This is a genomic window from Amycolatopsis sp. NPDC101161 (genome assembly GCF_044768185.1).
Classification (GTDB): domain Bacteria; phylum Actinomycetota; class Actinomycetes; order Mycobacteriales; family Pseudonocardiaceae; genus Amycolatopsis.
The window spans coordinates 1,082,087-1,094,356 of sequence record NZ_JBIWPI010000003.1 but is presented as its reverse complement, the minus strand read 5'-3'; the positions used below and the strand labels follow the sequence as shown (position 1 = coordinate 1,094,356).

Here is a 12,270-nt window from a genome sequence, read left to right as displayed (position 1 = left end):
CGACTTTCACTTCCCGCGGCGGGCCCGGTCGGTCCGCCGCCGGTTCTCCTTCTCCAGCGCGGCCACCAAGTCCTCTTTGGACATTCGCGACCGGCCGGGGATGCCGAGCTGCTTGGCCCGCTCGTACAGGTGCTGCCGGCTGGCCGTCGCGTTGACGCCGCCACGCGTCGGCTTGGCCGGTTGCCCCGCGCCGCGGGCCGCCTGCTCGTCCGACGGGCCGCGCTCGGGCTTCGGCTCCCAGTGGTCGCCGACCTTCTCGAACGAATGCTTCAACGCCGAGTACGCCGTCTGCTGGGCGCGGCGGCCTGGGCCGTAGGTCCGCAGCGCCGAGTCGTGCGCCGCCACCCACGTGTCCTGCGCCTTGCGCGGCGATCGCAAAAGCGTGCTGGGCAGGTCTTCGCGTCCGGGCATGCCGGCTCGGCTACCCCCGCCCGCCCGGCGCCAAACCGGCGATCTCCTCGTCGAGTAGCGGATCCGGGTCGAACCGCATCCCCGCGAAGTGGCCGGCCAGCTCCAGCGAGAGCACGCCGTGCAGGCGCGTCCAGAACGACAGCGCCCGGTGCAGCACCGCGGGCGGCGCGGGATGGCCGCCCGCCCACGTCCGGTGGCGGTCGAGGTGGGCGTCGAACGGCGTCTCCGGCCCACCCTCCCCCAGCGCGCCGCACGCTTCGATGAGCACCGCCATGACCTCGAACGAGATCGCGGTCGTGTCGTCGGGGGCGTGGTAGCCGGGGACGGGCGTGCCGTAGATCAGGAAGTACCGCTGCGGGTCGCCGCGGGCCCAGTCCCGGATGACGTGCGCCAGCCCGGCCAGGTCGGCGCCGTCGTCGTACGCCGCGCGGACCGTGTCGGCGATGCTCCGGTACGCGTCGCGGATGAGCGCGGTGATCAGCTCGTCGCGGCTCGCGAAGTACCGGTAGAGCGCCGGGCCGCTCATGCCCAGCTGCTTGGCGATCGCGTTCAGCGACAACGCCGGCACGCCCGCCGTCGCGATCTGCTCCCACGCGTGCTGCTTGATCTCCGCGCGCACCTGCGCCCGGTACCGCTCGCGCGAAGTCGGTCCTGCGTCCGTCATGGCGGCTCCTTCCTGGCGAGTTAGAGGCTATCACTTTTCTTATTGACACTAAGCCGCTGCTGGTTATAGCTTCTAACTACAGCAAGAGCCACTAACTCACCGAGGAGAAACGCCATGATCAAGGCTTTGTTCGCCGTCCCGCTGGCCGCCGCGGCCCTGTTCGCCGCCGCTCCGGCGGACGCGGCCACCACGACCCCGCTGACCTGCCGCGGTCAGGGCATCGACCCGGCCGCGCAGCTGCACTACGGCGCCGAAACGTTCGTCAAGGCGCCGCTCAGCACCGTCTGGAAGGTGCAGACGGGCGTCGAAGGGTGGCCGGCCTGGCAGTCCGCGGTGACCAGCGCGAAGCGGCTGGATCCGGGTCCCCTGCACCCCGGCTCGCGGTTCCGCTGGACGACGCCCGTCCCGGCGACGCCGTCCACCCCCGCCACCACGCTCGTCATCACGTCCACGGTCCACCAGGTCCAGCGCGAGCACTGCGTCCGCTGGAGCGGCCCCGCGATCGGCGACGGCCTGCGCATCGACCGGGGCGTCCACGTCTGGACGTTCACGCCGGTCCGGGGCGGCGTCGCCGTCCGCACCGAGGAGAGCTGGACGGGCAGCCAGGTCGACGCCGACCCCGCGACGGCCATCCGGTTCCTCGCCCCGGGCCTCGACCGCTGGCTGGCCGACCTCAAAACCGCCGCCGAAGCCGCGTGCTGACGCGCGCTGAAAAGGAGAAGACGATGACTGCGACCACTCGCGGCGTTCTCGTCGCCGCCTGGGCGTTCCCCGTGATGGTGCTGGGCCAGTTCGCGTTGCTGGCCGGCATCCCGGCCGCGATCGTGCTGGTACGCACCCTGCGTTCGCCGGCGGCGCGCGGGTGGGGCGCGCTGATGACGACGGCCTACGTCGTCCCGCTGGCGGTCTGGCTGCTCGGGCCCGGCACGGCACCGAGTCTGTCGAAGTCCTTGAGTCCGGTGGCGACCGGCGTCGTCGCCGCGGCCGGTGCCGCCGCGGCCGCCGGGCTGCAGTTCGCCCGGCGGCGCGCCGCGGCGGCGCCGGCTACTTCGTGAAGGTGAGGCAGTTGGCGGAGTGACCGCCCTCGCCCGGGCCGACGCGCACGCTCGACGCCGTGCACTCCAGCGCGGAGTTGTGCCGGCAGTCGGCCCGCGAGCAGGCGCCGACCTGGGCCACGACGCGGTCGAGGCCGCCCTTCGTGTTCAGCGGGACGAACGTGCCGCAGTCGGCGGACCCGTTGTCGCCGCCGACGGTGATCGCGAAGGCGTGGCAGCCGTCGTGGTTGTAGGAACAACCGCTGACGGTGCATTCGTGCACGGCGGGCATTTCGGTGGTGGTCATGCGCGGCTCCTGGATCCGTGGTGGGAAACAGTTCGGAGTCCCGACGCTCCCACCGGGTCCGGGGTCGCGCAATTCGCGGTAACCGGCCGGGTGATCGGCTCCGCACGCCAGGGTGAAGCCGCCCCGGCCGCGTCAGCGCAACGGCTCGAGCGCCTTCGCCAGCGGCTCCAGCACGGCCGGGGTGTGCGGCGGCGGCAGGTAGACGATCGCGAGGTCGAGACCGGCTTCGCCGAGGGCTTCCGCTTCGGCGGCGACCTTGGCGTAGTCGCCGTCCGGGCTCAGCCGGACGTGCGAGGACAGCAGGATCTCGCTCGGGTCGCGGCCGATGTCGGCGCAGTGGCGGTGCAGGACGTCGCGCTTGTGCGCGAACTCCTCCGGCGAGCCGCCGACGAAGTTCCAGTGCTGGGCGTACTTCGCGGCTGTGCGCAGGGTGCGCTTCTCGCCGCTGCCGCCGATGCAGATCGGCGGGTGCGGCGTCTGCACGGCCTTCGGCTCGCAGCGGGCGTCGGTGAGCTGGTAGTGCTCGCCCCGGAACGTCGTCGTCTCCTGCGTCAGCAGGCCGACGAGCACCTCGCACGCTTCCTCGAAGCGGTCGCTGCGCTCCTTGACCGAGCCGAGCCGCATGCCGTACGCGCCGGACTCCTCTTCGTTCCAGCCCGCGCCGATGCCGATCTCCAGCCGGCCGCCGGAGACGATGTCGAGGGTCGCGGCCATGTTCGCGAGCAGCGCCGGGTGGCGGTAGTGGATCCCGCTGACCAGCGTGCCCACCCGGAGCCGCTTCGTGGCCTGCGCGAGCGCGGTGAGCGTGACCCAGCCTTCGAGGCACGGGCCGGTCGGGTCGGAGAAGATCGGGTAGAAGTGGTCGAACGTCCAGGCGGACTCGAACAGCTCGATCTCGTCGGCGGCCTGCCACACGGCGAGCATGTCCGCCCAGGCGGTGTCCTGGGGCGAGGTCTTGATGGCGAATCGCATGATCGTGATCGTAAGCCTGGAGTTCCTCCAGGTGGGAGCCCACGCGCCGGTCGCTCGATCCGGTGAAGCACCCCGTCGCGCCGCCGTTCCCGGGTACCCCTTCGGAAAGGAGGAGGAGACGATGCCCGACAACGAGCTCCCGGGGTTCCTGATCATCGGCCTGATCTTCGTGGTGGCCGACGGCCAGATCCTCTACCGCGGCGGCCGCCGCTACCTGAGCGGCCCGGACGGCGGCGAAGGCACCGGATCGATGGCCTGGATGGTGGTGACGGTCTTCCACCTGGTCGCGTTCGGCGTGCTGGCACTGCTGTCGGTGGTGGGGCCCGGCTGGTCGGGCACGACGGCGGCGCTGGTGGGCCGGCTGGGCGTGTTCCTCCTGCTGCTCGCGGTGGCCCACGCGCTGACGGTGGCGGTGCTGGGCCGACGCCGGCAGGACACGATCGTGGAGACGCACTTCCAGGAGAGCGACCGGCCGGCCGAGGTGTACGTCCAGCCGGCGGCGGAGCCGGCGCTCGACCAGACGACCGTCACGCCGGTCCCGGGGCAGAACGGGACGGCCCCGCACGTGAGCCCGGACATCGGGAACCACGGTCCGTACCGCGCTTGAGCGGCACCGAAACGCCGTGGCGGTCACATGACGCTGCGTGTTCGCCGCCGCCCGTCCAGGTAATCACTCTTCCGTGTCTGGGCGGGCGCTGAACCGCCTCGAATGCCGCAACGCGCACTACTCCCCGTCCGCCGATCGCGGAATTCTCCGCATCGGCGTGACCGCTTCGAGTTGCCTACACCGTCGGTGATCACTTTTCGCGTTCCGCCGGAAACGTCGGCGCCGCAACGAATCCTTGCCCCCGGTAGCGATTTTGGTAGCGTTCGGTCGCCGCCGGGGCACGACCCCGCTGCGGCTTCTCCCCGTTTTCCGTTCCGGCGAAAGGACTTTCCCCATGCGCACGACCCTGCTCCGAGCCGGGAGCCTGGCCGGGGTGACCGTCGCCGTGCTCGCCGGCTCCACCGGTGTCGCCACCGCGGACGACACCGTCACCGGGTCCGCCTACGGCGCCGCGGCCAGTGTCTCCCTGCTGCCGGGTGTCCTCACGAACAGCAAGGGGATCACCGTCGACACCGGCCGGCTGGCCGAGTCGGGCAGCGCCGGCCCCGCCGAGGCGAGCGTCGCCGACATCCCGCTCAAGGGGCTCGTCACCGCCAAGGCCATCAGCAGCTCCGTCGTCGGCGGCGCCGGTTCCGTGGCCGCCAAGGCGAGCGTCGCCGAGGTGACCCTGCCGCTGCTCGCCGCGGCCGCCGGGCGCGTGCCGTCGATCCGGCTGGTCAGCGCCCGCTGCGGGTCCGCCGACGGGCACGTCACCGGCAGCAGCGACCTCGCCGGCGTCAACCTCGGCCGGCTGGGCACGCTCCCCGCCGCGACGTCGCCCAACCAGAAGCTGGGCATCCCCGGGGTCGCCGAAGTGACCGTGAACGAGCAGCTCCAGCGCTACGACGGCGCGCTCGAAGTGACGGCCCTGCACATCAAGCTGCTCGGCGGCAAGGCCACCTCCGCGCTCGGCAGCGGCGACATCAGGCTCGCGTCCGTCACCTGCGGCCCGTCGAAGGAACGCGCGCCCGAAGCGCCGCCGCGCGGGCCGGGGCAGGTCGTCGTCATCCCCGCCGGGGCGCCGCAGACCGGCGACGGCAGCCTGGCCGAGGGCTGAGCCGATGCTGCGTCGCGCACTCCTCGTCGCCGTCTCCGCGCTGCTGCTCGCCGGCTGCGGCGCGACGGCGACTCCGGCCGGCACACCGGCGCCGGCGTCGGCGCCGGCCGCCGCGGGCCTGACGCGGTCCCTGCCGACCGCGCTCGACGTCCCCGCGATCGACGCGAAGTCGACGCTGGTGTCCCTCGGCCTGAACGCCGACCGCACGGTCGAGGTCCCGCCGGTCGACCGGCCGCTGCAGGCCGGCTGGTACGAATACGGCCCGACGCCGGGCGAGGTCGGGCCGGCGGTGATCCTCGGCCACATCGACGGCGACCACCGCAAGGGCATCTTCTGGCGGCTGCACGAGCTGAAGCCCGGTGACCCGGTGCACATCGAGCGCGCCGACGGCGGCAAGCTGACCTTCGAGGTGACGAAGGTCGACCAGATCGCCAAGAAGGAGTTCCCCACGGAGGCCGTGTACGGCAACACGAACGACGCCGAGCTGCGGCTGATCACCTGCGGCGGCAAGTACGACGCGGCGAACCGCAACTACCTCGACAACGTCATCGTGTACGCCAAGCTCAAGCCCGGCTCGCCTTCCGGAACTCCCGGTTGAGAGCGGCGATGCTCGCGAAGGGGATCCCCTTCGGGCAGGCCGCGACGCACTCGCCGGTGTTGGTGCAGCCGCCGAACCCCTCGGCGTCCATCGCGTCCACCATGTCCAGCACGCGCCGCGCCCGTTCCGGTTGCCCTTGCGGGAGCAGCGAAAGGTGCGTCACCTTCGCGGCGGTGAACAGCGTCGCCGAGCCGTTGGGGCACGCCGCCACGCAGGCGCCGCAGCCGATGCACGTCGCGTTGTCGAAGGCCAGGTCCGCGTCCGGCTTCGGGACCGGGGTCGCGTGGGCGTCCGGGGCGCTGCCGGTCGGGGCGCTGACGTAGCCGCCGGCCTGGACGATCCGGTCCAGCGCCGAGCGGTCGACGACCAGGTCCTTGATCACCGGGAAACCCTTGGCGCGCCAGGGTTCGACGTCGATGACCTCGCCGTCGCGGAACGAGCGCAGGTGCAGCTGGCACGCCGTCGTGCGCTCCGGCCCGTGCGCCTGGCCGTTGATCACGACGCCGCAGGAGCCGCAGATGCCTTCGCGGCAGTCGTGGTCGAACGCGACGGGCTCCTCGCCGTTCGCGATGAGCTCCTGGTTGAGGACGTCGAGCAGTTCGAGGAAGGACATGTCGGGGCTGACGCCGGCGACCGGGTAGGACAGCAGCCTGCCCTCGGTCGCCGGGCCGGCCTGCCGCCAGATGCGGACGGTGAGGTTCACGTGTAGCTCCGCTGGGTGGGGTGGACGTGCTCGAAGGTGAGGTCCTCGCGGTGGAGCACCGGCAGGCCGTCCGGCCCGCCGTACTCCCACGCCGCGACGTAGGAGAACCGCTCGTCGTCGCGCCGGGCCTCGCCTTCGGGGGTTTGGTGTTCTTCGCGGAAGTGGCCGCCGCAGGACTCCTCCCGCGCGAGCGCGTCGACCAGCAGCAGCTCGGCCAGCTCGAGGAAGTCCGCGACGCGGTTGGCCTTCTCCAGCTCCTGGTTCAGCTCCGCCGCGCCGCCGGGGATCCGGACGTCCCGCCAGAACTCCGCGCGCAGCTCCGGCACGCGGTCCAGGGCCTTGCGCAGGCCTTCGCGGCTGCGGGACATGCCGCAGTGGTCCCACATCAGCAGGCCCAGCTCGCGGTGGAACGAGTCGACGGACCGCGTCCCCCGCACCGAGAGCAGCCGCGTGATCCGGTCGCGCACCTCGGATTCCGTCCGCGCGACCGCGTCCGGCGGGACGTCGCCGAAGCGGTTTCCGCCGAGGTAGTCGTTCAACGTCGCCGGGAGCACGAAGTAGCCGTCGGCGAGGCCCTGCATCAACGCCGACGCGCCGAGCCGATTGGCGCCGTGGTCGGAGAAGTTGGCCTCGCCGATGACGAACAGCCCGGGGATCGTGCTCTGCAGGTCGTAGTCGACCCACAGCCCGCCCATCGTGTAGTGGATGGCCGGGTAGATCCGCATCGGCACGCGGTAGGGGTCCTCCGCCGTGATGCGTTGGTACATGTCGAAGAGGTTGCCGTAGCGGGCTTCGATCGCCGGGCGGCCCATGCGCTCGATCGCGTCGGCGAAGTCCAGGTAGACGCCCAGGCCGCCGGGCCCGACGCCGAGCCCGGCGTCGCAGACGTTCTTCGCCGCCCGCGACGCGATGTCGCGGGGCACCAGGTTGCCGAAGCTCGGGTACAGCCGTTCGAGGTAGTAGTCGCGGTCGGCCTCGGGGATCTCCGCCGGCGGCCGAGTGTCGCCCTGGCGCTTCGGCACCCAGATCCGGCCGTCGTTGCGCAGCGACTCGCTCATCAGCGTCAGCTTCGACTGGTGCTCCCCCGACCGCGGGATGCACGTCGGGTGGATCTGCGTGAAGCACGGGTTCGCGAAGTAGGCGCCGCGCTTGTGCGCCCGCCAGATCGCGGTCGCGTTGGAGCCCTTCGCGTTGGTGGAGAGGTAGAAGACGTTGCCGTAGCCGCCGGTGGCGAGGACGACGGCGTCGGCCAGGTGCGTCTCGATCTCGCCGGTGACCAGGTCGCGGGCGACGATGCCGCGTGCCCGGCCGTCCACGACGACCAGGTCGAGCATCTCCGTGCGCGGGTGCAGCTCGACGTTGCCCGCGTCGATCTGCCGGGACAGCGCCTGGTAGGCGCCGATCAGCAGCTGCTGGCCGGTCTGGCCGCGCGCGTAGAACGTCCGCTGCACCTGCACGCCGCCGAAGGAGCGCGTGTCGAGCAGGCCGCCGTACTCCCGGGCGAACGGCACGCCCTGCGCGACGGCCTGGTCGATGATCTGCGCCGACACCTGGGCCAACCGGTACACATTGGACTCCCGGGACCGGAAGTCGCCGCCCTTCACCGTGTCGTAGAACAGGCGGTACACCGAGTCGCCGTCGTTGCGGTAGTTCTTCGCCGCGTTGATCCCGCCCTGCGCGGCGACCGAGTGCGCCCGCCGGGGCGAGTCCTGGAAGCAGAACTGGACGACGTGGTAGCCCTGTTCGGCCAGGGTCGCCCCGGCCGAGCCACCGGCCAGGCCGGTGCCCACGACGATCACGCGGTGCTTGCGCCGGTTGGCCGGGTTCACCAGCTTCGCCGCGAACTTCCGTTCGTCCCAGCGGTTTTCCAGCGGGACGGCCGGTGTCTTCGTGTCGGCGATCGGGTCGCCGGTCAGGTAGTCGCCCATCAGTCCACCAGTCCCGTCATGATCGCGACCGGGACGAGCGCGTAGCCGCCCGCGACCACGACCGCCGTCGCGTTGCCGAAGATCTTGATCGCCCGTTCCCGCCGCGCGCTGGTGACGCCCAGCGTGCGCGCGGCGCTGGCGAAGCCGTGCTGGATGTGCAGGCCGAGCATCACCAGCGCGGCGAGGTAGATCAGGTTCACCCACCAGACCTGGAAGTCCGCCACGAGGTTGTGGTACGGGTCGCCCGGCACGAAGTCGCGGTTCACCGCACCGACGGTGAAGTCGAGGATGTGCCAGACGACGAACAGCGCCAGCGTCGCCCCGCCCCAGCGCATCGTGCGCACGGCGAAGGTGGCGCGCACCGGCCGCCGGTGGACGTACGGGACCGGCCGGGCCCGGCGGTCCCGCTTCACCAGCTGGACGGCCGCGGTGACGTGCAGGACGAGCGCGACGAGCAGGACCACGCGCTGGATCCAGAGGAACCAGGCGTAGTGCAGGACCGGCTCGCCGATCGTCCGCAGCCAGTGGGCGTAGTGGTTGAGGTCGTCGGCACCGAGGAACGTCTTAAGGTTGCCGACCATGTGCGCGAAGACGAACGCGAGCAGCAGCGCGCCGGTCACCGCCATGACGATCTTCTTGCCGATCGTCGAGGCCCAGAACTGCCGGACGGAGCGCCGGCTCGCGAGGTCGTTCACCACCCGATCGACGTTAGGAGCGCGGCCACCAGAGGTCAAAGACATGATAACTCTGCTCTTGATAGGCAACGGCTATGCTCGGGCCATGCAGCTGCACCAGCTCGCCTACTTCGTCGCCGTCGCCGAGCACCGGCACTTCACCCGCGCGGCCGAGGAGATGCGGGTCGCGCAGCCCTCGCTGTCCCAGCAGATCCGCACGCTCGAACACGACCTCGGCGCGCCGCTGTTCCACCGGATCCGCGGCAACGTCTCCCTCACCGAGGCCGGCGAGGTGCTGCTGCCGATCGCGCGGCGGATCCTGGCCGAGACGGAAAGCGCGCGGCTCGCGATCCGGGAGCTGGACGAGCTCGACCGCGGCCGCGTGCGGCTCGGCGCGCCGCCCAGCCTGTGCACGGGCCTGCTGCCCGCGATGCTGTCGGCGTTCCGCCGCCGGTACCCGGGCATCCAGCTGGAACTGCAGGAAAGCGGTTCGCGCGACCTGCGCCAACGGCTGTCCGAAGGCGCGCTGGACCTGGCGCTGCTGGCCGGCGCCCCGGCGGACCCGCACCTGGCGGCGACCCCGTTGCTGCTGGAAGAGCTGGTCGTCATCTCCCCCGCCGACGCGCCGGTGCGGAAGACCCGGCTCGACGTCCGCGAGCTGGCCGACGTCCCGCTGGTGATGTTCCGCCGCGGCTACGACGTCAGGGAGGCGACGGTCAACGCCTGCCGCGCGGCCGGGTTCGAGCCGTCGTTCGCCATCGAGGGTGGCGAGATGGACGCCGTGCTGGAGCTGGTGCGCGCCGGCGTCGGGTCCGCGGTGGTGCCGAGCACCGTGGCGGGCGACCGGTTCCGGCGCACGCGGTTCGTGCCCGAAGCGGGCATGACGCGGATCGTGCAGCTGGCGTACCGCAAGGAAGTGGAGCCGACCCGGGCCGTCCGCGCGCTGCGCACCGCGCTCGTCGGGTTCGTGGCCGACCGGGCGAGCCTCCCGCCCGGCATCGAGTCCCTTGTGGACAGACAGGCCCGACCAACGGGGGGTTGACCGCCGGCGCGTTCAGGAGTGGCATGGACGCCGTGAATCGTCTGCGCTCGGCCGCCGTGCTCGCCGCCCTCGCCGGTTCCCTCCTGGTCCCGGCCACCGCCACCGCCGCGCCCGCGCTGGGGTTCGACCTCGACGCGGCCACCATCCCCGAACTGCAGCAGCGGATGGACCACGGCGGTCTCACCGCCGTGCGGCTGACCACCGCCTACCTCCGCCGCATCGACGCCCTCGACGGCAAGGTCCACTCGGTGGTCGCCGTCGACCCGGGCGCGCTCCGGGCGGCCGCCGCCAGCGACGCCCGCCGCCGCGCGGGGCACCCCCTCGGGCAGCTGGACGGGATCCCGGTGCTGCTCAAGGACAACATCGACACCCGCGCGCAGCCGGCGACCGCGGGATCGCGGGCGTTGCCGCGCAGCCGGCCGGCCGCCGACGCGGCGCTGGTGGACCGGCTGCGGCGCGGTGGCGCGGTGATCCTCGGCAAGACGAACCTGTCGGAGTGGGCCAACTTCCGGTCGACGCACTCGACGTCCGGCTGGTCCGGGGTCGGCGGCCAGACGAACAACCCGTACGTCCTCGACCGCAACCCGTGCGGCTCGTCGTCGGGCTCCGGCGCGGCGGTCGCGGCGACGCTGGCCCAGGTCGCGATCGGCACCGAGACCGACGGCTCGATCGTCTGCCCGGCCGGCGCCAACGACGTCGTCGGCGAGAAACCGACGCTCGGGCTGGTCAGCCGGACCGGCGTCGTGCCGATCTCCGCGCAGCAGGACACCGCCGGGCCGATGGCGCGGCACGTCGTCGACGCGGCCGTGACGCTGTCGGTGCTGCAGGGCCGCGACCCGGCCGACCCCGCGACGGGCGCGATCCCCGCGGGTCAGCCGCGGGACTACGCCGCGCTCCTGCGCCCGGACGCCCTGCGCGGGGCGCGGATCGGCGTCTGGCGGCTGGCCGGCCTGGACTCCGACGTCGACCGGGTCACCGGCGACGCCGTGCGGACGCTGACCGCCCGCGGCGCGACGGTCGTCGACGTCGATCTGCCTTACCAGGACCAGATCGGAGCAGCCGAGACCCCGGCGCTGCTGACCGAGTTCAAGCGCGACCTGAACGCCTACCTGAAGCACCGGCCCGGGCACCCCGCCACGCTCGACGAGCTGATCGCCTTCAACCGGCGGGACCCGATCGAGCTGTCGAAGTTCGGGCAGGAGCTGTTCGAGCAGGCCGCGGCCGCGCCGGCGCCGAGCGACCCGGCGTACCGGCAGCAGCGGGCGACGGCCACGTCGCTGGCGCAGCGGTCGATCGACGAGACGCTGTCGCGGCTGCAGCTGGACGCGATCGTGGCGCCGACCAACAGCCCGGCGTGGAAGACGGACTACGCGGCGGGCGACGCGTTCGTCCTCGGCTCGTCGACCCCGGCGGCCGTCGCGGGCTACCCGAACGTGTCGGTCCCGGCCGGGTTCGCCGGCCCGCTGCCGATCGGGGTGTCGTTCTTCGCCGGCCGCTGGGCCGACGCCCGCGTGCTCGCGTTCGCCGCGGCGTTCGAACGCGCCGCCCCGGCGCGCCGGGCTCCGGCGTTCCTCCCCACCGCTGGTTAAGGTGGGAGACCGACGGTGAGGAGAGCAGCCGATGGTCACCCGCGCGGAGCGGAACGCGACGGACCCCGACTTGGGTGTCCTTTCGGGACGGCTCCTGTTCGCGGTGCAGCGCGAGCTCTTCGCGACGCTGGCGGCGCGGGGGTTCGACGACCTGAAGCACCGGCACGGCGCGGTGCTGGCCTACCTCGACCCGGACGGCGTGCGGGCAACGGAGCTGTCCCGGCTTTCAGGGCAGTACAAGCAGATCATCGGCACGCTGATCGACGAGCTGGCGGCGCTGGGGTACGTCGAGCGGCGGCCGGACCCGAGTGACCGCCGGGCGAAGCTGATCTGCCCGACCGAGCGGGGCCTGGCCCAGATGCGCGCGGCGGACGCGATCATGGCGGCGATCCAGCGCCGCCACGCGGACCGCCTGGGGCGCGAGGACTACGACCGGTTCAAGCGCACGCTGGCGGACATCACGGAACACCAGCGCAAGCAGCTGGCCAACGACTGATCACCGGTTCCCGGATCTGCCGCGGCCGGGGGGGGGGGGGGGGGGGGGTGGTAGTACAAGGGAGCAAAAAGAAAACGCACGCGCCGCCCCCCCCACCCCACCCGCGCCCCCGAGTCGGGCGGGGCCCCGCACACCGGGAGATGGGTGGG

The 12,270-nt window shown here is 72.4% G+C and carries 15 protein-coding genes; 8 read left to right on the top strand and 7 right to left on the bottom strand.

The window, feature by feature from the left end:
- Nucleotides 1–6: 6 nt before the first annotated feature.
- Nucleotides 7–411 (bottom strand): ChaB family protein, encoded by a 405-nt coding sequence (locus tag ACIRSS_RS26585; protein WP_086673674.1) that lies wholly within the window; start codon nucleotides 409–411, stop codon nucleotides 7–9.
- Between the two features lie 10 nt (nucleotides 412–421).
- On the bottom strand, nucleotides 422–1,075 hold the full coding sequence (locus tag ACIRSS_RS26580) for a TetR/AcrR family transcriptional regulator (RefSeq protein WP_400899431.1): 654 nt from the start codon (nucleotides 1,073–1,075) through the stop codon (nucleotides 422–424).
- 114 nt (nucleotides 1,076–1,189) lie between these two features.
- Here ACIRSS_RS26580 and ACIRSS_RS26575 point away from each other — a divergent pair, with 114 nt between their 5' ends.
- Both ACIRSS_RS26575 and ACIRSS_RS26570 read left to right on the top strand, forming a co-directional pair.
- On the top strand, nucleotides 1,190–1,777 hold the full coding sequence (locus ACIRSS_RS26575) for an SRPBCC family protein (protein WP_400899429.1): 588 nt from the start codon (nucleotides 1,190–1,192) through the stop codon (nucleotides 1,775–1,777).
- A gap of 23 nt (nucleotides 1,778–1,800) precedes the next feature.
- Nucleotides 1,801–2,130, top strand: a complete 330-nt coding sequence (locus ACIRSS_RS26570) for a hypothetical protein (RefSeq protein WP_400899427.1) — start codon at nucleotides 1,801–1,803, stop codon at nucleotides 2,128–2,130.
- Here ACIRSS_RS26570 and ACIRSS_RS26565 read toward each other — a convergent pair.
- Nucleotides 2,120–2,416, bottom strand: coding sequence for a DUF1540 domain-containing protein (locus ACIRSS_RS26565; RefSeq protein WP_364455042.1), 297 nt, complete (start codon nucleotides 2,414–2,416; stop codon nucleotides 2,120–2,122). The two genes, ACIRSS_RS26570 and ACIRSS_RS26565, sit on opposite strands and share 11 nt — an antisense overlap.
- Before the next feature lie 132 nt (nucleotides 2,417–2,548).
- Complete coding sequence (locus ACIRSS_RS26560) at nucleotides 2,549–3,388, bottom strand: LLM class F420-dependent oxidoreductase (RefSeq protein ID WP_400899425.1); 840 nt, start codon at nucleotides 3,386–3,388, stop codon at nucleotides 2,549–2,551.
- 121 nt (nucleotides 3,389–3,509) lie between these two features.
- Between ACIRSS_RS26560 and ACIRSS_RS26555 the strand changes: the two genes are divergently transcribed.
- From ACIRSS_RS26555 to ACIRSS_RS26545, 3 genes are all read left to right on the top strand, one after another.
- Complete coding sequence (locus tag ACIRSS_RS26555; RefSeq protein WP_400899423.1) at nucleotides 3,510–3,995, top strand: hypothetical protein; 486 nt, start codon at nucleotides 3,510–3,512, stop codon at nucleotides 3,993–3,995.
- Between the two features lie 334 nt (nucleotides 3,996–4,329).
- Nucleotides 4,330–5,091, top strand: coding sequence for a choice-of-anchor P family protein (locus ACIRSS_RS26550; protein WP_400899421.1), 762 nt, complete (start codon nucleotides 4,330–4,332; stop codon nucleotides 5,089–5,091).
- 4 nt (nucleotides 5,092–5,095) lie between these two features.
- A complete protein-coding gene (locus ACIRSS_RS26545) occupies nucleotides 5,096–5,689 on the top strand; it encodes a class F sortase (RefSeq protein WP_400899419.1) in 594 nt (197 codons plus the stop codon).
- On the opposite strand, the gene ACIRSS_RS26540 is transcribed toward ACIRSS_RS26545, so the two are convergent.
- The 3 genes from ACIRSS_RS26540 to ACIRSS_RS26530 are packed head-to-tail and all read right to left on the bottom strand — an operon-like array spanning nucleotide 5,655 to nucleotide 9,018.
- Nucleotides 5,655–6,392 carry a succinate dehydrogenase/fumarate reductase iron-sulfur subunit gene (locus tag ACIRSS_RS26540; protein ID WP_400899417.1) on the bottom strand — a complete coding sequence of 246 codons (738 nt, stop codon included), beginning with the start codon at nucleotides 6,390–6,392 and terminating at the stop codon, nucleotides 5,655–5,657. The genes ACIRSS_RS26545 and ACIRSS_RS26540 overlap by 35 nt on opposite strands.
- Nucleotides 6,389–8,320 carry a fumarate reductase/succinate dehydrogenase flavoprotein subunit gene (locus tag ACIRSS_RS26535; protein WP_400899415.1) on the bottom strand — a complete coding sequence of 644 codons (1,932 nt, stop codon included), beginning with the start codon at nucleotides 8,318–8,320 and terminating at the stop codon, nucleotides 6,389–6,391. The genes ACIRSS_RS26540 and ACIRSS_RS26535 overlap by 4 nt, the downstream gene beginning before the upstream one ends.
- Entirely contained in the window at nucleotides 8,320–9,018 is a 699-nt protein-coding gene (locus ACIRSS_RS26530) for a succinate dehydrogenase cytochrome b subunit (RefSeq protein ID WP_400899413.1), read from the bottom strand. The genes ACIRSS_RS26535 and ACIRSS_RS26530 overlap by 1 nt, the downstream gene beginning before the upstream one ends.
- A gap of 82 nt (nucleotides 9,019–9,100) precedes the next feature.
- Here ACIRSS_RS26530 and ACIRSS_RS26525 point away from each other — a divergent pair, with 82 nt between their 5' ends.
- Genes ACIRSS_RS26525 through ACIRSS_RS26515 form a run of 3 tightly spaced genes read left to right on the top strand, consistent with a single transcriptional unit; the run spans nucleotide 9,101 to nucleotide 12,121 of the window.
- Nucleotides 9,101–10,036, top strand: coding sequence for a LysR family transcriptional regulator (locus ACIRSS_RS26525; protein WP_400899411.1), 936 nt, complete (start codon nucleotides 9,101–9,103; stop codon nucleotides 10,034–10,036).
- A 23-nt stretch (nucleotides 10,037–10,059) separates the two neighbouring features.
- The gene (locus tag ACIRSS_RS26520) at nucleotides 10,060–11,625 is read left to right on the top strand and encodes an amidase (RefSeq protein ID WP_400899409.1); all 1,566 of its coding nucleotides are present in this window, start codon (nucleotides 10,060–10,062) and stop codon (nucleotides 11,623–11,625) included.
- A 31-nt stretch (nucleotides 11,626–11,656) separates the two neighbouring features.
- A complete protein-coding gene (locus ACIRSS_RS26515; protein WP_400899407.1) occupies nucleotides 11,657–12,121 on the top strand; it encodes a MarR family winged helix-turn-helix transcriptional regulator in 465 nt (154 codons plus the stop codon).
- The last annotated feature ends 149 nt before the right edge of the window (nucleotides 12,122–12,270 follow it).